Below are 20,044 nucleotides of genomic sequence, written 5' to 3'. Positions count from 1 at the left end.
TCTCGATACTATTATAATCTTCACGATCATCGATGGGAGTATGAAGCAGCACGCGTTGCAGACCGCGATGGCACTGTACCAGGGTGGGACATTGGATCTGGAGACGGCGGCCAATCAAGCAGGTGTCACCCCCGACCGGCTTCGCCGCGCAGTCCGCCGTGCCGGCGGCTCGATCACCGCAACCGGATCGACGGTCGAACGGATCTCCGTGACTGCCGACTGATCACGTAACGCCGCGCCTATCGGGTGAATGCCCGAGTCGACTTACCCGGCTGTTTCGAACCGCCCGCCGTGTCACGACGACCGGTCGCATTCGTCATCGGACTCGTCGCGGGATCTCACGCCGTCAACCACGCCTACATGCCGTTTTTTGTCCCGGCGTTTCCCCTCTTTCGGAACGAGTTTGGCGTCTTCGTGACCGCCGCCGGCCTCTCGCTTGGGGGGTCAACGAAACCACCGCTCGACGGTTATCTCGCCGACTGGATCGGGCCTCTGGCCCGTTTTTATATGATACGGTACACTCGTCGTGCTCTCGAGAATAATCGGGATCGGACGGCTCCCCGCGTTAGCTGCGATCGGAGCGGGTTCCCTTCCGGGTGCGACGATCGACCTCTCCCGCCCCGCCAGCGCGACGCTGGCCGACCTTACATCACGGCGAACTGATGTCGTGAGGAATTTCGCCATGATCACGCTCGGCGTCTCAGCCGGTGGCGTGATCGCCCCGTTCGTCTTCGGCTACGCGATCGAAACCGTGAGTGCCGGAACGGCATTCGTCGCGACAGCGGCGGTCGATAGCCTCACACGGCTTCTCGCTCGTGGTCGGACGGGCGCGATCGTCGTAGTCGGCATGGAAACACAAAAGCGGACGGACCGGATACGGGGCGTATGACCACCGTTCGAAACGTCGCACGTGGCGTTCAATCGTTCACCAGCAACGCCTTCCTCGTCGACGGCAACAGGACCGTCCTCGTCGACGCCGGGAGCAACTTCGACGCCGTCGGCCGGATCGGTGATACGGTCGACGAACTCGACGCGGTCGTCCTCACGCACACGCACCCCGATCACGTTGGAAACGCCGAACTGATCGTCGACGCGTTCGACGTGGACGTCTGGGGGTTCGATGCGGAGCACGACCTCGTCGACCACGGGATCGCCGACGGCGACGACGTGCTGATCGGTGACGACCGCTACGACGTACTCCACACCCCTGGACACAAGAACGATCACGTCTGCTTGTACTCATCCGCCGGCGGAACGCTCTTCGCAGGCGATCTGGTGTTCGCGAACGGGGGCTTCGGTCGAACGGATCTCGAGGAAGGGGATCACGTCGCCCTGATCGAAAGCATCGAGTACCTGCTATCGGTCGTCAGCGACACGCTCTCGACGATGTACGTGGGCCACGGACCGACCGTCGATGCCGACCCGAAGTACCACATCGAACTGGCGCTTCACGCGGCCCGGATGAGCGCCTGAGAGGGAACGAGGCTCCGCGAGCATCTCAGGGAGCGAGCGCTTCGAGCGTCTGCCGTCGCTCGTCCTCGCCCATGCCGTCGAAGAACCCGATCTGGACCGCGTCGACCGCATCGATCGCCTCGAACCGTTCGATCAGTTCGTTCGCCCGTTCGGGGGTCCCAGCCGCGGCGACCTGATCGAGCAACTCGTCGGGGACCGAAGCGATCGCCTCGGCTTTGTCGCCGTTGAGCCACGTCCCGCGGACGGTTTCCGTCACGTCCTCCCAACCCGCGTCCGCGATCGCCTGCCGATAAAACGGTCCGTACAGGGCGATCATGAACGCCACCTGCGCGCGAGCGTACTCACGCGCCGTCTCGCCGTCTTCGAGCGCACAACACCGGATCGTGTACGCAACTCTGATGTCGTCGACGCTCCGGTCGCCGAGTTCCGCGCCGCGCTCGAGATCACCGATGCGGTCGATGAAGCCGTCGTAGGGGATCAACTGCGGGACCCAGCCGTCGGCGAATCGCCCCGCCATCTCGGTCGATTTCGGGCCGAGTGCGGCGACGTCGACGGGAGCCGGTTTGTCGGGAGCCTCACAGCCCAGTGCCAATCCATCGGGGGTGTAGATCTCGCCGTCGTACTCTAGCCGCTCGCCCGATTGGACCTGTCGAACGATCTCGATGGCCTCGCGGATCCGCCGAAGCGGGCGGTCGAATTCGAGCCCATGCCACTGCTCGGCCAGCGCCGGCGACGACGCACCTATCCGGAGTCGGAACCGACCGTCGCTCAACTCCTGCATCGTCACCGCGGTTTGCCCGATAAGCGACGGCGAGCGGGAGTACGGGGAGAGGACGTCGTTCGTGATTCCGATCTCGTCGGTCTCGCGGGCGATGATTCCCAGAATCATCGGAACGTTCCAGCCGGTCGTCTCCCCGGTCGTCACAAAGCCGTACCCGAGCTCCTCGGCGTACTGGGCGAGTTCGACGGCGGCTGACACGTCGTCGTACTGCCCGAACGGTAACACCACGTCGCGACTCGTCTGTGATGACATATCTCGACACTCGGTGGCTCCTTACATCAAACCAGTCATCCAACGAGCAGACGTTTCGGGATGGGTGCGGGTGACGAGCGCTACTCGTTTCGCGGATTCGACGGATGATACTCCGTGTCGTACTCGCCGGTGCGATCGTCGATACGGTCGGGATTGATCCGACCGCCCAGCAGCATGAAATCGAGCACGGTCAGATAAAGCATCGCTTCGACGACCGGGACGCCGCGCGGCGGCAACACTGGATCGTGGCGGCCGATGACCTGCGCGTCGTCGACGATCTCGCCGGTCTCCCAATCGGCGGTTTGTTGGGTTTTGGGGATCGATGTCGGCGCGTGCCACGTCGCCTCGCCCCAGATCGGCTGGCCGGTCGTGATGCCGCCCTGCAGGCCGCCGTGGTCGTTGCCGACGGGGACGGGATCGCCTTCCTCGCTGACCGTCTCCGGATTGTCGCCCTCGTCGAACGTCCAATCCTCGTTCCTGTCGGAGCCGGCGACCGTCCGGGCGTCCGCACCCAGCCCGAACTCGACGTGCGTCGTCGCCGGGATCGAAAACAGCGCTCGACCCAATCTGGAGGGGAACGAGTCGAACCGCGGCGCGCCGAGCCCTCGGGGAACGCCGCGGATCTCGAAGGCGATCGAGCCGCCGATAGAGTCGCCCGCTTTCTGGTACTCGTCGATCAGCTCGCGCATCCGTTCGGCCGTCTCGGGGTGGGCGCAGCGAACGTCGTTTTCCTCCGTGTGTTCAAGCATCTCCTCGAAGGTCACGTCGGGCGCTTCGACGTCACCGATCTGGTTGACGTGGGCTTTGATCTGTACGTCGTAATCGGACTGTTCGAGGACCTGCTTTGCGACCGCGCCGGCGGCGACCCAGTTGACGGTTTCGCGGGCCGAGGAGCGGCCGCCGCCGCCCCAGTTTCGCGTCCCGAACTTCGCGGAGTAGGTGAAGTCGCCGTGGCTCGGTCGCGGTGCCGTGATGAACGGCTCGTATTTGCCCGAACGGGCGTCCTTGTTCTGAATGACCATCCCGATCGGCGTCCCGGTCGTGTAGCCCTCGAGCGTCCCGGAGTTGATCGTAACCTCGTCTGGTTCGCCCCGGCTCGTCGTGATCGTCGATTGACCGGGCTTTCTTCGGTCGAGTTCGTGTTGGATCGCGTCCTCGTCGAGTTCGACGCCGGCCGGACAGCCGGAGATCGTGACGCCCATCGCCTCGCCGTGGCTCTCGCCGTAGGTCGTCATCTGAAAGAGCCGGCCGAATCGATTTCCGTTCATTACCGGGCCGTACGGACGGGGACGGTTTATGTTTTCCACTTACCGGGGGCGAACGGGCGCCGGGCGCTCAGCCGTCGGCCGGCATCATCCCGCGGCGAACGGTCATGATGAGCCCGCTCGCGAGCATCAGTACGGCGATGGCGATCATTCCAGCGTCGGCACCCATCATCGCCATCTCGGTTGATGGCCCGACCCCATCCATACCCATCCCGCCGGTTCCCGATCCCATACCGTCCATTCCTCCGTCGTTGATCGCCGCGAAAGTCCAGTTCATCGAGAGCCGGAGCTGATCGAGCAACATGAGTCCCGCGTATCCGAGCATGAGCGGGCCGCTCAAGGTTCCGAGACGAGCCGCCATCGGCGTCAACAGGACGATCCCGTGGACGACGACCACGACACCGAGCGCGAGCATGAACCACGCGCCCGTGCTCATCTGGGTTCCCGAAACCGACAGATACGCCGAGTAGAGTCCCGAAACGATCGCGATCGTCGCACCGTACAGTCGCATCGTCGAGAGCGAGGCCGAATCGTCCATCGCCGAGGAGTCGGTCACCGACGTAAAAACCGTTGTGCGGTCGTGTGTCGGAAGAGCGAACGCGTTCAATTTCCATCGACGCCCTTATTAGGGTCGAAGCGATACCGAATTAGGGTTTGCACATGTCCTACCAAACGGGGCTCTCATACGACGACGTACTCGCGGTTCCACAGCACTCGCCGGTCGGGAGCCGCGACGATGTGGATCTGACGACCGAATTGGCCGACGGACTCGAACTATCGACACCCGTCGTGACCGCCGCGATGGATACGGTCACCGAGACCGAGATGGCGCGAGCAGTCGGCGAATCGGGCGGTCTGGGCGTCGTCCATCGCTTTCTCCCGATCGATGAACAGGCGAGGATGGTCCGGGAGATCACGAGCGACGGCGTTCCGGCGACCGGTGCGGTCGGAATCGCCGAAGACCACCTCGACCGCGCCGAGGCGCTCGTCGACGCCGGAGCCGCGCTGCTCGTACTCGACGTCGCCCACGGCCACATGGAACGGACGGTCGAGGCGACGGCCGAACTGGCGACGGAGTTTCCGGACACGCCGATCTGTGCCGGCAACGTCGCGACCGAGGAAGGTGTCGAAGATCTCGCGAAAGCGGGAGCCGACTGCGTGAAAGTCGGCGTCGGACCGGGGTCCCACTGTACGACGCGGGAGGTCACCGGCTTCGGCGTTCCACAGTTTACCGCGGTCGAACGGTGTGCTGGGACCGCCCGCGAACGCGGCGTCACGACGATCGCCGACGGCGGGATCCGGACCTCCGGGGACGCGGTAAAGGCGCTCCTCGTCGGTGCGGATGCCGTGATGATGGGCGGGTACTTCGCCGGATGTGCGGAGGCACCGGGCGAGGTCGTCGAGATCGACGGCGAGCAGTTCAAGCGTTCGCGCGGAATGTCGACCGCCGCCGCCGCGGAGGACCGCGAAGACAAAGACGGCACCGTCGAAGCGTCCGAGGGTGTAGAGGCCCTCACGGAGTACACCGGCCCGGTAGAACCGCGCCTCAGGGAGTTCGCCGCGGGTATCCGATCGGGGTTTTCCTATGCGGGTGCCCACGACCTCGAAACCGCACGGGAGAACGCGGAATTCATGAAGGTGCGAGCGACGACGCGGGAGCGCAACGGCGCCCACGGATTCGCACGGGGTGGCGTGTCGACACGGCGAGAACAGAGCGGCGATTGATTCTATCGGTCATTCGTGACGGCCTCCTCGGCTCGCTCTCGAAACGCCTCGGCGGGGCGTTGTTCGCTGGCCCCCAAGCCGAACAGCCGATCCCAAAATGACCGCCTCGACCGACGCTCGGCGAGAAGCACGGAGCAATCGACCTGCTTGACGACGTCGAGGTGGAGTGAGTCATAGACGACCCCGAGCGGGTACAGGAGTGCGCCGACGAGTTTGACGTCGGTCGTCGCGGTCATCGACGCGTACAGCAGGAACGTCACGGTGATCACGAAACCGGCCGCCAGCGCGCTAAAGAATAGTTCCCGCGCTCCCGACGTGATCTCGTGGTCCGCGTCTGCGACGACGCGCTGGAACACCTCGTCCGTGGAGAGGTGATCCGAGAGGACGTCCACCTCCGACCGCGTACTGCGCTCGTCAGACTCGTCACTCGACCGGAGCCGACCGTTCGAGGGAGTCCCGTCCATCGCTGGCTGGGTGACCGCGGGCGAAAGACAAGCAACTTGGCTTCACACCGAGGACGCCGATCGGCACGACAGTCGTCCAATGGCCGACATTCTTGAAGGCGGACCTACGTCTCGACACACTCGACGCCGAGTTCAGCGAACGCGGCGAAGAAGTCTGGAAACGACACGTCAACGTCTTCGGCCCCCTCGATCGTCGTCTCCCCGTCGGCGACGAGCGCCGCCACCGCGAGCGACATGATGATTCGGTGATCCTCGTAGCCGCGAACCGTGGCACCCACCGGATCGCCGCCGTGGACGACGAGTTCGTCCTCGTACTCCTCCGTCTCGACCCCCATCCGTTCGAGTTCGGTCGCCATCGCCGCCACCCGATCCGTCTCCTTCAGTCGAACGTGCGCACAGTCGGTGATGCGGGTAGTTCCTTCGGCAGCAGCGCCGAGCGCGGCGATCGTCGGCAGGAGATCGGGCGTGTCGGCGACGCCGACCTCGATGCCTTCGAGCTCGGATCGACCGACCGTGATCGTCCCGTTCGCCCGGTCCCACTCGATCGCCGCGCCCATCGATTCGAGGATCGAGACGATCCGAGAATCGCCCTGGGCGCTCGGATACGCGCCCTCGACCGTGAGTTCGTCGTCGCCCGCGATCGCGCCCGCCGCGAGGAGATACGACATCGACGAGAAGTCCCCCGGCACGTCGTAGCTGCCGCCGTCAGGTGCGTACGATTGCCCGCCAGTTATTTCGAAGCCGTCCGCTCCAGCCGATCGGATATCCGAGTCGTCGCCCCCGATGACCGTCGCCTCGACGCCGAACGCGTCGAGCACCTCGAGCGTGATATCCACGTACGGTGCGGATTTGAGTCCCGTCGTCAGTTCGATGTCGATCCCGTCTTCCGTGACCGCGCCGGCCATCAACAAGCCGGTGATGTACTGGGAGGACACGTCTCCACGGATGGAGACGTCGCCCCCCGGCGTCCCGCCGCCGACCACGAGCGGAGCCCGTCCGTTCCCCCGGGTCGAGTCGGCCCGGACGCCGAGTTGATCGAGCGCGTCGAGCAGCGGACCCTGCGGCCGGGATCGAAGCGAGCCGTCGCCGGTCAACACGGAGAGTCCGCCGACAAGGCCGCCGGTTGCGGTCGTCAGCCGCATCGTCGTACCGCTGTTGGCACAGTCGATGACGTCCGCCGGCGTTTCCGGAGCGCCGTCGAAGCCGACGATTTTCCACGTTTCGTCCCCGCGTTCGGCCGATCCGCCGTACGCCTCGACCGCACGAGCGGTGGCTCTGGTATCGGCGCTGAAAAGCGGGTTGGTGATGAGCGCGCCGTCGGCGTATCCCGCCGCGAGGACGGCCCGATGCGTGTAGCTCTTCGACGGCGGCGCACGCGCGGTGCCGCGAACTCGCGATGGGGAGATCCGGACGTTCATACTCGCCGCGTTGCGTGCGGCCGGCAAATGCCTGCCGACTCGGGCAAGTGCTTTGTGCTCGCCGACCGGGATACCCGTATGGATCCGGATCTATCGACACTCGACGCCTTCCTCGACGAGATCGGCGTCGACGGGTATTTGATCGAAGCCGACAGTGACGCCGCCGACCAACGGTATCTCTCGGGATTTACGGCACCCGACCCGTTCGTCACGCTCTACACCGGTGAGGTACGTCTCCTCGTCTCCGCGCTGGAGTACGGCCGCGCGACGCGTACCGCCCGTGCGGCGACCGTCGAACGACACGCCGACTACGATCACCGCTCCAACGTCGCCGAGTACGGGTCCCCGGAGGGGAAGTACCACACCCTGTCGGCGTTTCTCGACGCCAACGGAACCGATGCCGTCGCGGTGCCGGCCGACTTCCCGACCGGCACCGCCGACGGTCTTCGACGCCTCGACGTGACGGTTCAGGCGGACATCGACGGCGTCCTCGGGGAGATCCGAGCCAGAAAGCACGAGGAGGAGGTCGAACACATTCGGGCGGCCCAGCGGGCCAACGAAGCGGCCATGGCCCGCGCGGAGGAGCTGCTCGCCGACTCGAGGACTGTTGGCGGAACGCTACATCTCGATGACGACCCGCTGACCGCAGAGCGCGTCAAGCGGGAGATCGAAATCGAACTCCTACGAAACGACTGCGCGCTCGACGAGACGATCGTCGCCTGCGGTGCGGACGCCGCCGATCCGCACGATCGCGGGTCAGGTCCGCTCCGAGCTGACGAGGCCATCATCGTCGATATATTCCCCCGTTCGAAAGAGACCGGCTACTACGCCGACATGACGCGAACGTTCTGCGTCGGCGAGCCCGCCGCCACCATCGAGCAGTGGTACGGTCTCACCCTCGAAGCGCAGACCGCGGCGCTCGACGCCATCGAAGCCGGCGTGTCGGCGAGTCACGTACACGATGCGGTCTGTGACGTGTACGAATCGGCCGGCTTGCCGACGCTACGGGCGGACGAGACGACCGAGACCGGCTTCATTCACACGACTGGCCACGGCGTCGGCCTCGATATCCACGAGTATCCACGGATCTCCGAGGACCCCGTCGAACTCGAAGCGGGCAACGTCGTCACGATCGAGCCGGGGCTGTACGATCCGGAGATCGGTGGCGTCCGGATCGAAGATCTCGTCGTCGTCACCGAGGACGGCTACGATAACCTGACCGAGTATCCCAAAGAGCTCGTGATCGGGAGTCGATAAGGTACAAACCCCTCGCGTATCCACGCGTAGCGGCCGTGATGACGGATTTATGAAGAAGAAAGCCACGTGCGACGATTCGTCGTCCCGAGAGGCCACTCGTCTTGACCGCAACCGAACGGGACGCCGGACACACTTTTTTCACGCACTCTCGAAATCGATCGTCGAGGAGTGCGTTGAACACGGTGTCGGTACGGTTGTCGGCGGCGACCTCGGCGGTATCCGAGAAGACGATGAAAATGGTGAGTCTCGAAAGTGGGGCGACTACGGGACGCTCGATTTGCACGGGTGGGCGTTCGACCGCTTCACGACGCTTCTCGACTACAAGGCCGAATCGGAAGGCATCGGCGTGGAGCCTATTCGACAAACGGTACTCCCGAGTCTCGCCACGGATGGCGGCGAGAGGGATCCCGGCTGGTTGGCACAGCCGGCGGTTCACCTGTTCGACCGTCGTGAAGGTGTTTTCGTCCCACGGAAACAGGTGGTTAACCGCGAACCGTACGCTCCCACGCGGTCGAGAATCCTCGCCCTTCAGCGTGGGGAGGATGTCAACGCCGCTCTGAGCCCGTGTGATGACGCTCACTTCTGCGCCGCGATTTCGGTATCGAACGAATGGCGCCCGGTGTGGCAAGGCGAACCCCTTTTGAACGATCGGAAGCAATCGGGTGGCATGCAACTGTTCGTCGTCGGGGCGGGGGAAATGGGTCGGTGGTTCGCCCGCCACAGCGGTGCCGCCGCGGTCGCGTTCGCCGACCGCGAGTTCGAGACGGCGCGGACCGCGGCGGCGACGATCGAAAACGCGCGTGCCGTGTCGTTGGACACTGACGAAGCGTTCGACGTCGTCTGTCTCGCCGTCCCGATGTCCGCCGTTCCGGAGGCGATCGCCGAACACGCACACAGAGCGAGAGAAGCCGTCGTCGACGTATCCGGTGAGATGCGAGATTCGGTTGCGGCGCTTCGATCCCACGCCGAGGGATGTGAACGGGCGAGTTTTCACCCGTTGTTTTCGGCCTCGAACGCGCCCGGACACATCCCCGTCGTCGTGGATCGAGGGGGCCCGACCGTCGATCGGATTCGTGAATCCCTCACCGCGGCCGGCAACGACGTGTTCGAAACGACGCCCTCTGCGCACGATCGGTCGATGGAGACCGTCCAAGCGAAAGCGCACACCGCGGTGTTGGCGTACGCGCTTGCAGCTGAGGACGTCGATCCGCGATTTCACACGTCGCTTTCGGGGCCGCTTTCGGAGCTGGTCGAGAACGTCGTCGGAAACACGCCGGAAGTGTACGCCGAGATACAGGAGCGCTTCGAAGGGAGTTCGTCGGTCGCTGCGTCCGCAGCGTCCATCGCCGAGGCGGATCGCGAGGCGTTTCTCAAACTCTACGAGGAGGCCGGAAAGTGACGAGCGATGATCCGATCGTCGACACGGCGAAGTACCTCCGCAACGTCCGACCGATCGATCCCGAGGAGATCTTCGAGTACGTCGAAGGAACGCCGCATCCGGCGGTCGTCAGACAGACGCTGCGCGACCACGCCTTCGAGCTGGGACTTCGCGAACGCGACGACGGGACATTCGTCCCGATCGAAGACGGCACGATCCGGCCGACCTTTCGCGGTGTCAGGGGGTTCCCGGAGGCGTACGCGCGGCGGTTCGAGGAGCTACTCGTCGATCGGTACGGGCCGGGGTGGCCGAGCGGCGAATCGGGCGACCGGCTCCGAGAACTGATCGACCGCCTGAAGGTCTCGTACTTCGCCGACGAGCGGGTCACCTACGACGAGGAAACCGCCCTCGCGTACGCGCTGTATCATCTTCCGGATTACTACGCGGCGGTCCAGTACGTCCTCGACGTCCTCGGCCGTGCCGGACGGCTGCCGCGTCGTCTCCGGGTGTTGGATATCGGCGCCGGCGCGGGCGGGCCGGCGCTCGGGGTCCACGACTATCTCCCCGAGGACACCCTCGTCGAGTACGACGCCGTCGAGCCCAGCGCCGCCGCCGGCGTGTTCGAGGCGATGCTCGAGGGGACCCGAAACGGATTCACGACGACCGTCCACCGCGAAACGGCAGAGGCGTTCGAACCCCAGAGGGAGTACGATCTGATCGTCTTCGGAAACGTGCTCTCGGAGTTGTCCTCGCCCGTCGAGATCGGCGAGCGGTATCTCGACCCGCTCGCGCCGGACGGGACGGTCCTCGCGATCGCGCCGGCCGAGGAGCGGACCGCGACGCGGCTTCGACGGATCGAACGTGAACTCGTCGATCGGAACGACGATCTGACCGTCTACGCCCCGACCATCCGGCTTTGGGACGGGTACGAACCGACGGATCGCGGCTGGACGTTCACCCGAAAACCCGAACTCGACGTGCCGGGGTTTCAGCGCCGGCTCGATGAGGATCGTCCGCCGGACGATGATTCGAAGCCGGGGGACGGGACGTACGCCAAACCGGCGGTCCAGTTTGCGTACTTGTTGCTCCGAAAAGACGGCAACCGGGCGATCGAGTACGAACCCGATCCCGGCCGGGTGGCGAAGATGGCGGAGATGGAACGACACGTCACCGAACGGATCGACCTCGCCGCGCTGAAACTGTCGCCGAATCTCGCGTCCGACGGCCATCCGTTGTTCAAGATTAGCGACGGCTCCGAAGCGGTGGATCACTACGCGGTGTTGACCGACCGATCCGCGCTCAACGAGACGCTCGCGGACGCCCCCTACGGCGCGTTGCTCCTGTTCGAGAACGTTCTGGTGCTCTGGAACGACGACGAGGGCGCGTACAACCTCGTCGTCGACGGTGAGACGGTGGTCGACAGACTGGCCTGAACGTGCGAAAGCGCGGGGAGGATAATCCCTATATCGGCGACGGACGAACTCCCTTCGTGGTCTACATCACGCGAGCGCTCCTGACCGCGCTTCTCGAACTCGGCGAGGACCGCGACCCGTCGTCCGTCACCGTCTCGTTGGCGGTGACGCCAGCGAGAGACCTGGATGCCGGACTTCCACCCGATCGGGTCGTATTCACCGACATGTATCTCCCGGACACTGGCGGGTCGGTGACTGCCGTCTTCGGGATGGATCTCTCGACGCCGGGAGCGGCCGGCCGATTCATCACCCATCCCGACGGAACGCTCGCGTTGACGAAGGCGGACGACCTCCACGAGACGGTGTTCGTCGCGGTACCGCCGTACGACATCGAAAGCGTGGCGGCGTTCGACCGCTCCGGGACGGGCCGCTCGATGGTGATCGTCGACGCCGAACCACCGGCGGGCGAGATCGAGTTTTCGGAGTGATCGGCTACTCCAGGTAGCCGAGGTCGCGGAGCTGTTCGGTTATTTCGTCGAACTCCGCCTCCGTGAGCGATCCCTCCTTTTGATGTTGAATGACGATACTCCGGAGCAGAAACCGGACGAGATCGCTTGTCGACGAAAAACTCGTTCCTTCTATCGTCTCCTCGACGCGTTCGGAGAGCGCCTTCGGGATCGAAACCGTGGTGTACTCGGTCATGGACGGATCGTCGGGTTCGAGTCGAATATGTCTGTCTACCGCCACCGAGACGGGGGTATTTACGAGGCTGTAGTATCTACGGGACGACAATGGGAGTTCGGCCACCGCAACAGAGTGATGACGGCGGTCCGGAGATCGTCGCCTTCGGAATCGCGGCGCTCGACGAACACCTCGAGGGATCGGACGTCATCTTCCCGATGACGAGCGACGAGTTGCTCGAAACCGTCGGGGATCCGAGCATCCCTTACGACGTGGCGGGGAGCGAGGTTCGGCTCTCCGAAGTACTTCAGGAGACGCCAAAATCGAGATTCGAGACGAGACAGGAGTTCATGAACGCGCTCCACCCGGTGTTCGAAGCGTATCGCGAGCGCGCGAACAACAGCCTCGTCGGGCGGCTCCGGTCGCTACTACCGTTTTAACCTACTCTTCGAGATCTCGCAATCGATCGGCGACCTCCTCCAGCCGGCGCGTCTGCTCTCGGTTCACGGAGACGATGATATCGGAGAGGACACCGAGCATGAGCAGTTGCACCGAAAGGAGGATCAAAAACGCCGAGAGCAACGCGAGCACCTCGTGTGAGATCCCGACGACGAAGTATCGGTACCCGACGAACGCGGCCACGACGAGGCCGGCGAGCGTCCCGATCGTCGCGACGCTCCCGAAGTAGAATATGGGGTTGTTCGTCTTCGTCAGTGTGTAGAGGGTCAGGATGATCCGACCGCCGTCGGAGATCGGGTTGAGGTTCGTCTCCGAGTCGCCGGGACGCGCCTCGTATCTGATCGGGACCACCTCGGTCGAGACGCCCTGTCTGACGCATTCGACGGCCAACTCGGTCTCGATGCCGAAGCCGTCGGCATCGAGGTTGAACCGGTCGAACGACGCCCGGGTAAACGCCCGATACCCCGAGAGGATATCTCGAAGATCGCGGCCGTGGACGCCGGCGAACAATCGATTTATCAGGGAGTTACCGACCGCGTTGAGTCGCGTCATCGCGTTCTCCTCCATGTCGGCGAACCGGTTACCGATGACGTGCTCGGCTCGCCCCTCGAACAGCGGTTCGAGCATCGCGTCGGCGTCTTCGGGGCGATACGTGCCGTCGCCGTCGGCCATCAACACGTATGGTCGCTCGATCGCCCGGACGCCCTCGCGGACCGCCTGTCCCTTGCCGCGCCCGGACTGGACGCGAACGCGAGCGCCGTGTTCTTCGGCGATCTCGCGCGTTCCGTCGCTCGAATGGCCGTCGATGACGAGGATGTGTTCGAATCCGGCGTCTCGAAAGCCGCCGATGACGGAGCCGATCGTCTCGGCTTCGTCGAGCGTCGGCAGGAGGACACAGACGTCCGTGCGGTCAGGCATCGTCAGTTCGTGCGACACCGGGCGTCAAAAAAACAGAGGGTTCGTTCGGCGTCACTGTTGTCGATCTCGAACCGGCGGTCTGCCGTCCGAGTCGGGCGTGAGGTTCCCGTGTTCGTCGATCTCGCCCGCGACGATGCGCGTCGAGGAGATTACCTCGCCGTCTTCGGCGTATCGGTGGTCGACAACCTCGATTTCGAGCGGCGAGAGCCCCTTCTCGATCCGTTCTTCGTTGACCATCTCGCCACCGGATTTGGTCTCCGGCGAAACGATGAGTACGTCGAATCCCGGTTCCGTCGCGATCCCGGTCGGTTCGGTTAATTCGCGGACCTCGAACTCGCGATCGTACTCGTCCGCGAGCGCATCGAGCTCCGCTTCGAGCTCCGCTTTTCGGTCGCCGAACGGGCGGACGAACCGATCGGCGCTCCGGGTCTTGGGGGCGAGGTCGTCGCTGGTCAATCCGACGGTTACGTCCCCGAGTTCGAACGCACGTTCTAAAAGCGCCCGGTGCCCGTCGTGCACCGGATCGAACGTCCCGCCCAGTACGACATCCATATCCTCGGAATTGGTCGGTGGCGGTTTAGTGGCTTCGGTGGAGACCGGCGCGATCCACGCCGCCGCTCTCAGCGATTCGAATCGTCGTCCTCGACGGTTATCTGGACCGGCTCGTCGTTTTCCTCGGTCCGGACGCCGAGATGACAGTCGAGATTGAACACGGTGTTCAGTTCGTCCTGTATCTCGCCGACGACGCTTCCGACCAGTTCGCTCGGAGCCATCGCCGTGTACTCGTAGGGGTTGTTCCCGGCCCCGTCGGATTCTCGCTTCCGACGTTCGAGCGTCTCCTCCTCGGTGAGCGCGGCAAGCGCCTCCCGAACGGTGCTCGGGTACAGCCCGGTTCCGTCAGCGATCTCTTCGCTCGTGCTCCCCGGATTCTGGCGGAGATACACGTAGATGCGCGCTCTGGTCTCGGTATCGAGCACCCACGAGAGGAGGTCAACGATCCCATCGTCGAACCCCTCGACAGCCCGCCCGGCCTCCTGTTCTAATCGATCCCGTACCCCCTCTTGTGCTTCGTCGGCGGCCGTGTCGTGACCGCCCTCGGAAGAGTCATCCGTAGACATACGTTGTGTTCAGCCGGAGACAGGGTGTTCCCGGATATAAACTCTGTGACGGTCGCCGTGAGACGGCTACCGGGTCGCAAACTGCCCCCACACGAACAGCGTCGGCGGCAACACGAGAATCGAGGTGAGATACGAGTAAAAGACGCTCACCGCCATCAACAGCCCGAAATTCCCGAGGACCGGCGTGATCGCCAACACGAGCGCACCGGTGCCTATCGAAGTCGTGAGCATGCTGCCGGTCAGCGCGCCGCCGGTCCCGCTGAGCGTGATCAAGAGGGAGCGATACGTGTCCTCGGTCTCGTTGTACTCATCGATGAATCGATGGGTGACGTGAACCGAATAGGCCACACCGACCCCGATGGTGATCGAGAGGAGTGTCGCTGTCAGGGCGTTCAACGGAAGTCCGATCGCCCGCATCGTTGCGAGCAGTAACGCGACCGTCACGAGGATCGGAAAGAGGTTGACGAGGCCGAGCAACGGTCGACGCTCGAGCACTCCGTAGACGATGATCAGAAAGATCGCCGTGAGCAACACCGCAATAACCAGACTCTGGATGGCCGACGCAAAGATCGTATCGGAGATCGCGTTGAACACGAGGACGCCACCGGTGGGCGTCGCGCTGAACCGGAACTCCTCACTGAACTCACGGGCGTCGGCCGTGATTTCGGCCTGATCGGCGTCGCTCTCGACGGTGTACTCGATCTTGGCTGCACGCCGATCCTCGGTCAGAAACTCGTCTGCGCGTCCGCCGTCGACGGCGAACAGTTCGTCGTAGATCCGATCGAGGTTTCGATCGGGGACGCCGTTCCCGGATCGGTCGTTGCGCGCTACGAGGGCGGCGAACTCCGGATCGCGTTCGGCGCGCGCTTCGATAACGGTGATTATGCTCTGGGTGTCGGCTCGTCGATCGGTCGCGACGAAGGAGTCGGGCGGGTCCTGATTTGTCTTGTAAATGGACTCCAGCGCGTGATCTTCTTCGAACGGCCCGACGACGTAGAGGATCGCGGTATCCTGTTGGCTCGCGTCGAAACGCTCCTCGAGGAGATCGAGATTTCCGGTGACGGTGTATTCGCCGGGAGCGAACGGCTCCGGCAGTTCGGTGATGTACGCCGGAAGCTCCTCCGGCGGAAGGAAATCGTCGGTGTCGAACGACCGATCGACGTCCTGTCCGTACGCCGCCGCCCCTCCCCCGATCACGAGCGTGAGAACGACGAAGAACACTGGGGCGACTCGAGTCACCGTCGCCCCCACGGAGAGAATCCGACCGAACGTGGAATCTTCCGAGGAGATCGGGCTCGTTCCGAAGGTCGGAACGGACAACCGAATCCGAACGCGGTCCGTGGCAACCTTTAGCGCCGGCAAAAACACGCCGAAAATGAAGAAGGTGTAGGAGATCCCGATCGCTGCGACCAGCCCGAAGTTACTGATCGGGCCGAGATCGCTGATCACATTCGCGCCGAACCCGAAGACTGTCGTGACCGTGACGATGAAAAACGCGACGATCAACTGCCGGTTCGCCTCCGTCATAGCCGGCAGGGCGGCGATCCCTTTGACGCGCTCTTCTCGGTAGCGGTTGATGATGTGGATCCCGAAGTCGATCCCCACTGCGAGTAACAACACAGGCACGGCGATCATGTTCTGATCGAACGGGATGCCAACGTAGCCGACCGTCCCGAACGTCCATACGAGCGTCATCAAAAGCGCGACCAATCCAAGCACGAGATCGATCGGATCCCGGTAGGCGACGACGAGAAACACCAGTATCAACAGGAGAACGACCGGAACGACGATAGTCAACGAATCACCGATGATGTTCCCGAACTCCTCGCTTATGATCCCCGAACCGAAGACGCGAATATCGCCGCCGACTCCGTCGGTGATCGTCTGCATCGACACCTGAATCTCTTGTATTTGACCGCCGCCGCCGCCGTCCGGACCCTGTGCGTCACTCGCCGGTACGTCGTGAGTCACCACCGTGATCGACGCGGACGCCGAGGCGGCGGTCGGGTTGAAATCCTCGGACAGCAGCGATCGGAACCGCGGTTCGTCGGCCAGTCCCCGAACGACGGTTCGGATCTGACTCTCCGAGGAACGCTCTATCACCCGGCGTTGTTCGGCCGGTGTCGTGGCGGTCGGATCGATCGACTGTGCGACGAGCACGGCGGGACCGGCGGCCCCCTCGTATCGGAGCGACGCGCGTCGCTCGGTTCGTTCGAGCACCGTTAGACTCCGGATCAACTCGGGCTTGGCGAGGACGTTGTCGCCGACGTGAATGAGCTGCGTCGAAGCGTCGTCCTCCTCGAATCGGTCGCCGAACTCTTCGTTGATTGCGTCGAGTGCTTCCTGTTCGGGGAGCCCCTCGGTGAACGCATCGGTGGCTTCCTCGTCGACGACGATGAGCGGCAACCCGCCGAACATCATCGCGGTCAGGAGGGCGAACACGGCGATGATCGCGAGCGGCCGCTGTAGTGCCGTCTCGTTCACTCGGTCGACGAGCGCGTCGAAGGACGAACCGGGTGACATCGGGGATTAGCTCCGCCGGCGCAAGTAGAGTGCACCGCCGACCACGACGACGAGGACGATCGCACCGATGACAAGCAGCCACGGGATCCCGCCCTCCTCGGCTTCTGTGACGACGATCGCGGTTCGATACGTGTCCGAAATCTTGCTCGTGCCGCTCTCGTCATCGTAGCGGAAGTCCATCTGGAGCGAATAGGTTCGCGGCGTCGCACCCGAGTCGGCGCTCACGCTGAATGACACGGTCGTCGTCTCGCCGGGGGCGAGCGACTCGGTGTATCCCTCGTCGTCGTCGCTCGCGATCGGGTCGTCGGTGAACAGTTTGGCCTCGACGTTCGAGACCGTCTCGTCGAGGTTGTTCGTCACGTTCACCTCGACGATCGTAGATGAACCGGCGGCAAGCTCCCGATCCTCGACCTCCAGGAGGAACTCGTCGCGATTGGGTTCGACGTTCACCGACACGTCGATGTCCTCGAACAGTCGGCGCTCGTTGTCCTCGTTTCGGTACGCGATGGCCATATCGAAGTTCTTCGGGGTGGGTTCTGCCTCCTCTGTCAGCTCGATCGGCAGCCTGAACTCAGCCGTCTCGCCCGCGGCGAGCGATCCGACTGCGACCGACGACTCGATCGGGACGGCGTTCGGCGATTCGTCGGCGAACTGCACGACGACGCTTCGAGCTGTGGCGGGCCCATCGTTTCTGAGCGTTCCTCGAACGTCTCCCTCCTCGCCGACCCGAAGCGCCGATTCGACGTCTTCGAAGCTAAACCGCTGTTTCGGGGCCGCTTGGACGCCGGCCGTCAACCCCTCGTCGACGCCGTCGACGCCATCGGAATCGGCGTACTGGACCGTCCCGTCGAGGGCGAACTCGCGACCCGATGCCTCGGGATCGATTGCGACGTCGAAGCCGACGGTCGCGTTTTCACCGGGGTCGAGCGATCCGACTCGGGTAGTTTCGGCCGATCCGCTCCCGAAGGCGAACATCGAACTGGTCGATTCGAGCGCGAGGCGCACGTCGGTCGCAGGTTCGGCGCCGACGTTGCGAATCGTCGCTTCCATCGAGCCGCTGTCACCGATCGGCGTGTCGGTCGACGTCGAGGTGATCTCGAACCGCGGTGAGTCGTCGACTTCGATGTCGATCGTCTGCGTGACGGTTCGGCGCCGTTCGTTCGTGACCCCCGTCCGTTGGTACAGCTGTGAAGTGTGTCGGTAGCGGAGTTCGACTTCGAGTTCGTACGTCCCCGGCTCCGCGTCCTCGGGGACGGTGACCGCGATCGGCGCGTTTCGCGGTTGGTTTTCGGTGACGGTCCCGACCGATTGCTGACCGGTCTCGACCTCGAGTGGCCCCTCGACGTCGGCCTCGACGCGAACGTTGCGAGCCGAGGTGACGATATCGCGATTGGCCGGCGAGCCGCGGATTATGCGACCGTCGTTCGAGACCTGGAGCGTTAGCTCCGACGTTTGTCCGGGCGGGAGCGTCGCGTCCGGAGCATCGACTGTGAGATCAGGTTGCCCCTGTACGAACAACGGATCGTTCGTCTGCGCGAGGGCGACGGTCGGTCCGACGATCGAAATTGTAAGCAATGCGGCCACGACGAGAGCGATACCCCGTGTCCCACCCATCAGCTATCCCGCCAGCGGCGGTCCGATCTGTACGAGTGTGGAGGTACCGGAGACCAACCGGCAGCCGATCTGCGTTCGAACATGTGATGATAAAGCTACCGGCCGCATTCGTGATAATCTTTTATTTCCCGGAGCAAAGATCCGTGCTAACGGCAGACAGCCGAGGTAACGGCCCGAGACGAGTTCAGCCGATCAACAGCGATTCGCAGACGGCGTCCAATCCACCCTGTTCTTTGAGCCGGCGCTGCCTCTCCGCGCCGCTCTCGCAGTCGTAGATGTCACCGATGCCCGAGATGCCGAGCCGGCTCCGCTCCCGATCGACGAGTTCACCCAGCGGGATCGGCTCCGAGAAATCCATCGAGAGCAGTTCGGCGCCGTGACCGTGTCGCAACGCGCGCCACTTGTTCTCATCGAGGAACTCCCGCCGGTGATCGTGGCCGGACTCGCCGTCGTCGTACCGTTCACCGAGGTCGTCGACCAGCGCCTCGATGTACTCGACGAAAGCCAGGACGCGATCCGGGTCGGCCTGTCCGTCTGGCGTCCGAACCTCGACCGTGCCGTGCGATGAGTGCGGCCGGACGTCGTACCACAGCTCCCCCCGGTCGTTTATCGATCCGGTCTCGACCATCGTCCGTTCGAATCGCTGAAACGCCTCGAAATCCTCGAACGCGGTCGGTACACCGGTGTTCGGCAACCCCTCGAAGATCCTCGCCCGCGCCGACTGTAGCCCGGTGTCGAAGCCGTTCCAGTACGGGGAGTTCGCCGATAACGCCAGCATGATCGGCAGATACCATCGGAGTTCGTTCGCGATCCACACCGCCTTGTCGGCGTCGTCGACACCGACGTGGACGTGCAATCCCGCGGTCGTGTTCCGGTGTTGTGGGTACTGAATGCGGTCGAGTTGAGCACGATATCTGGGCTTTTCGGCGTGTTCGAGTTCGCGCCACTTCGCGGCCGGGTGTAAGCCGCTGGCGGCGATCGAAAAGCCGTGGCGGTTCGCGTGATCGACGAGCGCGGACCGGACCTCGGTCAGCGCCTCGCGGGCGGACGCGAGCGAGTCGAGCGTCGGCGTCTGCGTTTCGATCACGAACTTGAACAGTTCGTGATCGAGCCGTCCGTCGAGGATTTCGGGCGGCTCACTCCCGTAGACGAGTTCGTCAGTTCCGGACGTGGGACGCCCGTCTGCGTCGACAATGAAGAACTCCTCCTCGATGCCGAGCGTCCCCGTCCGATCGAAGGCGTCGCGCGAACCCAGATCCATCGTCGGTCACTTCAGCGTGCGCCGTTAAATACCATGTGACCGCGG

Annotated in this window: 20 protein-coding genes and 2 pseudogenes; 10 read left to right on the top strand and 12 right to left on the bottom strand. The window is 64.0% G+C overall.

Features of this window, described 5'->3' with window-relative positions:
- Positions 1-40 precede the first annotated feature (40 nt).
- The 3 genes from R6U53_RS07900 to R6U53_RS07890 all read left to right on the top strand — a co-directional run bounded on the left by R6U53_RS07900 (position 41) and on the right by R6U53_RS07890 (position 1,473).
- On the top strand, positions 41-223 hold the full coding sequence (locus R6U53_RS07900; protein ID WP_410321813.1) for a hypothetical protein: 183 nt from the start codon (positions 41-43) through the stop codon (positions 221-223).
- Between the two features lie 459 nt (positions 224-682).
- A complete protein-coding gene (locus R6U53_RS07895) occupies positions 683-889 on the top strand; it encodes a hypothetical protein (RefSeq protein ID WP_410321812.1) in 207 nt (68 codons plus the stop codon).
- Complete coding sequence (locus R6U53_RS07890) at positions 886-1,473, top strand: MBL fold metallo-hydrolase (protein ID WP_410321811.1); 588 nt, start codon at positions 886-888, stop codon at positions 1,471-1,473. The genes R6U53_RS07895 and R6U53_RS07890 overlap by 4 nt, the downstream gene beginning before the upstream one ends.
- 25 nt (positions 1,474-1,498) lie before the next feature.
- Here the strand turns inward: R6U53_RS07890 and R6U53_RS07885 are convergent, their stop codons facing one another.
- The 3 genes from R6U53_RS07885 to R6U53_RS07875 form a co-directional block, all read right to left on the bottom strand.
- Positions 1,499-2,506: a TIGR04024 family LLM class F420-dependent oxidoreductase gene (locus tag R6U53_RS07885; RefSeq protein ID WP_410321810.1), complete on the bottom strand. Its 1,008-nt coding sequence runs from the start codon at positions 2,504-2,506 to the stop codon at positions 1,499-1,501.
- An 80-nt stretch (positions 2,507-2,586) separates the two neighbouring features.
- Positions 2,587-3,774, bottom strand: a complete 1,188-nt coding sequence (aroC, locus tag R6U53_RS07880; RefSeq protein ID WP_410321809.1) for a chorismate synthase — start codon at positions 3,772-3,774, stop codon at positions 2,587-2,589.
- A 67-nt stretch (positions 3,775-3,841) separates the two neighbouring features.
- Positions 3,842-4,309 carry a hypothetical protein gene (locus R6U53_RS07875; RefSeq protein WP_410321808.1) on the bottom strand — a complete coding sequence of 156 codons (468 nt, stop codon included), beginning with the start codon at positions 4,307-4,309 and terminating at the stop codon, positions 3,842-3,844.
- 122 nt (positions 4,310-4,431) lie between these two features.
- Here R6U53_RS07875 and R6U53_RS07870 point away from each other — a divergent pair, with 122 nt between their 5' ends.
- A complete protein-coding gene (locus R6U53_RS07870; protein WP_410321807.1) occupies positions 4,432-5,496 on the top strand; it encodes a guanosine monophosphate reductase in 1,065 nt (354 codons plus the stop codon).
- A 173-nt stretch (positions 5,497-5,669) separates the two neighbouring features.
- Here R6U53_RS07870 and R6U53_RS07865 read toward each other — a convergent pair.
- Positions 5,670-5,960: pseudogene (locus R6U53_RS07865) on the bottom strand (formate transporter); the annotation flags it as partial.
- Between the two features lie 104 nt (positions 5,961-6,064).
- Positions 6,065-7,378 (bottom strand): 3-phosphoshikimate 1-carboxyvinyltransferase, encoded by a 1,314-nt coding sequence (gene aroA, locus R6U53_RS07860; RefSeq protein ID WP_410321806.1) that lies wholly within the window; start codon positions 7,376-7,378, stop codon positions 6,065-6,067.
- A gap of 78 nt (positions 7,379-7,456) precedes the next feature.
- On the opposite strand from aroA, the gene R6U53_RS07855 reads away from it, so the two are divergent.
- From R6U53_RS07855 to R6U53_RS07835, 5 genes and pseudogenes are all read left to right on the top strand, one after another.
- Positions 7,457-8,635 (top strand): M24 family metallopeptidase, encoded by a 1,179-nt coding sequence (locus R6U53_RS07855; RefSeq protein WP_410321805.1) that lies wholly within the window; start codon positions 7,457-7,459, stop codon positions 8,633-8,635.
- A 46-nt stretch (positions 8,636-8,681) separates the two neighbouring features.
- A pseudogene (locus tag R6U53_RS07850) lies at positions 8,682-9,131 on the top strand (IS200/IS605 family accessory protein TnpB-related protein); the annotation flags it as partial.
- Between the two features lie 171 nt (positions 9,132-9,302).
- Entirely contained in the window at positions 9,303-10,034 is a 732-nt protein-coding gene (locus R6U53_RS07845) for an NAD(P)-binding domain-containing protein (protein ID WP_410321941.1), read from the top strand.
- Positions 10,031-11,446 carry a methyltransferase domain-containing protein gene (locus R6U53_RS07840; protein WP_410321804.1) on the top strand — a complete coding sequence of 472 codons (1,416 nt, stop codon included), beginning with the start codon at positions 10,031-10,033 and terminating at the stop codon, positions 11,444-11,446. The genes R6U53_RS07845 and R6U53_RS07840 overlap by 4 nt, the downstream gene beginning before the upstream one ends.
- Before the next feature lie 56 nt (positions 11,447-11,502).
- On the top strand, positions 11,503-11,913 hold the full coding sequence (locus R6U53_RS07835) for a hypothetical protein (RefSeq protein ID WP_410321803.1): 411 nt from the start codon (positions 11,503-11,505) through the stop codon (positions 11,911-11,913).
- Positions 11,914-11,917: 4 nt separating this feature from the next.
- Here R6U53_RS07835 and R6U53_RS07830 read toward each other — a convergent pair whose 3' ends face one another.
- A complete protein-coding gene (locus R6U53_RS07830) occupies positions 11,918-12,127 on the bottom strand; it encodes a ribbon-helix-helix domain-containing protein (protein WP_410321802.1) in 210 nt (69 codons plus the stop codon).
- Between the two features lie 89 nt (positions 12,128-12,216).
- On the opposite strand from R6U53_RS07830, the gene R6U53_RS07825 reads away from it, so the two are divergent.
- Positions 12,217-12,546 carry a hypothetical protein gene (locus R6U53_RS07825; protein ID WP_410321801.1) on the top strand — a complete coding sequence of 110 codons (330 nt, stop codon included), beginning with the start codon at positions 12,217-12,219 and terminating at the stop codon, positions 12,544-12,546.
- Position 12,547: 1 nt separating this feature from the next.
- On the opposite strand, the gene aglJ is transcribed toward R6U53_RS07825, so the two are convergent.
- The 6 genes from aglJ to R6U53_RS07795 form a co-directional block, all read right to left on the bottom strand.
- Positions 12,548-13,483 (bottom strand): S-layer glycoprotein N-glycosyltransferase AglJ, encoded by a 936-nt coding sequence (gene aglJ, locus R6U53_RS07820; RefSeq protein WP_410321800.1) that lies wholly within the window; start codon positions 13,481-13,483, stop codon positions 12,548-12,550.
- A gap of 51 nt (positions 13,484-13,534) precedes the next feature.
- Complete coding sequence (locus tag R6U53_RS07815; RefSeq protein WP_410321799.1) at positions 13,535-14,035, bottom strand: phosphopantetheine adenylyltransferase; 501 nt, start codon at positions 14,033-14,035, stop codon at positions 13,535-13,537.
- Positions 14,036-14,103: 68 nt separating this feature from the next.
- The gene (locus tag R6U53_RS07810; protein ID WP_410321798.1) at positions 14,104-14,601 is read right to left on the bottom strand and encodes a winged helix-turn-helix transcriptional regulator; all 498 of its coding nucleotides are present in this window, start codon (positions 14,599-14,601) and stop codon (positions 14,104-14,106) included.
- A 66-nt stretch (positions 14,602-14,667) separates the two neighbouring features.
- Complete coding sequence (locus tag R6U53_RS07805) at positions 14,668-17,124, bottom strand: efflux RND transporter permease subunit (RefSeq protein ID WP_410321797.1); 2,457 nt, start codon at positions 17,122-17,124, stop codon at positions 14,668-14,670.
- A 6-nt stretch (positions 17,125-17,130) separates the two neighbouring features.
- On the bottom strand, positions 17,131-18,738 hold the full coding sequence (locus R6U53_RS07800) for an exo-alpha-sialidase (RefSeq protein ID WP_410321796.1): 1,608 nt from the start codon (positions 18,736-18,738) through the stop codon (positions 17,131-17,133).
- Positions 18,739-18,922: 184 nt separating this feature from the next.
- Entirely contained in the window at positions 18,923-19,999 is a 1,077-nt protein-coding gene (locus tag R6U53_RS07795; protein WP_410321795.1) for a glutamate--cysteine ligase, read from the bottom strand.
- Positions 20,000-20,044 lie beyond the last annotated feature (45 nt).

The sequence above is a fragment of the Natronomonas sp. genome (assembly GCF_046483325.1).
Classification (GTDB): Archaea; Halobacteriota; Halobacteria; order Halobacteriales; family Haloarculaceae; genus Natronomonas.
Note: the sequence above shows the minus strand (reverse complement) of the source record. Positions and strands in the feature narration are given on the sequence as shown.

Excerpts from the sequence above, each read along its gene's own strand:
- R6U53_RS07870 (WP_410321807.1), top strand. The coding sequence starts at position 4,432 with ATGTCCTACCAAACGGGGCTCTCATACGACGACGTACTCGCGGTTCCA.
- R6U53_RS07795 (WP_410321795.1), bottom strand. The coding sequence starts at position 19,999 with ATGGATCTGGGTTCGCGCGACGCCTTCGATCGGACGGGGACGCTCGGC.
- R6U53_RS07885 (WP_410321810.1), bottom strand. The coding sequence starts at position 2,506 with ATGTCATCACAGACGAGTCGCGACGTGGTGTTACCGTTCGGGCAGTAC.
- R6U53_RS07830 (WP_410321802.1), bottom strand. The coding sequence starts at position 12,127 with ATGACCGAGTACACCACGGTTTCGATCCCGAAGGCGCTCTCCGAACGC.
- R6U53_RS07875 (WP_410321808.1), bottom strand. The coding sequence starts at position 4,309 with ATGGACGATTCGGCCTCGCTCTCGACGATGCGACTGTACGGTGCGACG.
- R6U53_RS07895 (WP_410321812.1), top strand. The coding sequence starts at position 683 with ATGATCACGCTCGGCGTCTCAGCCGGTGGCGTGATCGCCCCGTTCGTC.
- aroA (WP_410321806.1), bottom strand. The coding sequence starts at position 7,378 with ATGAACGTCCGGATCTCCCCATCGCGAGTTCGCGGCACCGCGCGTGCG.
- R6U53_RS07800 (WP_410321796.1), bottom strand. The coding sequence starts at position 18,738 with ATGGGTGGGACACGGGGTATCGCTCTCGTCGTGGCCGCATTGCTTACA.
- R6U53_RS07890 (WP_410321811.1), top strand. The coding sequence starts at position 886 with ATGACCACCGTTCGAAACGTCGCACGTGGCGTTCAATCGTTCACCAGC.
- R6U53_RS07805 (WP_410321797.1), bottom strand. The coding sequence starts at position 17,124 with ATGTCACCCGGTTCGTCCTTCGACGCGCTCGTCGACCGAGTGAACGAG.
- aroC (WP_410321809.1), bottom strand. The coding sequence starts at position 3,774 with ATGAACGGAAATCGATTCGGCCGGCTCTTTCAGATGACGACCTACGGC.
- R6U53_RS07815 (WP_410321799.1), bottom strand. The coding sequence starts at position 14,035 with ATGGATGTCGTACTGGGCGGGACGTTCGATCCGGTGCACGACGGGCAC.
- R6U53_RS07855 (WP_410321805.1), top strand. The coding sequence starts at position 7,457 with ATGGATCCGGATCTATCGACACTCGACGCCTTCCTCGACGAGATCGGC.
- R6U53_RS07900 (WP_410321813.1), top strand. The coding sequence starts at position 41 with ATGAAGCAGCACGCGTTGCAGACCGCGATGGCACTGTACCAGGGTGGG.
- R6U53_RS07825 (WP_410321801.1), top strand. The coding sequence starts at position 12,217 with ATGGGAGTTCGGCCACCGCAACAGAGTGATGACGGCGGTCCGGAGATC.
- aglJ (WP_410321800.1), bottom strand. The coding sequence starts at position 13,483 with ATGCCTGACCGCACGGACGTCTGTGTCCTCCTGCCGACGCTCGACGAA.
- R6U53_RS07845 (WP_410321941.1), top strand. The coding sequence starts at position 9,303 with ATGCAACTGTTCGTCGTCGGGGCGGGGGAAATGGGTCGGTGGTTCGCC.
- R6U53_RS07810 (WP_410321798.1), bottom strand. The coding sequence starts at position 14,601 with ATGTCTACGGATGACTCTTCCGAGGGCGGTCACGACACGGCCGCCGAC.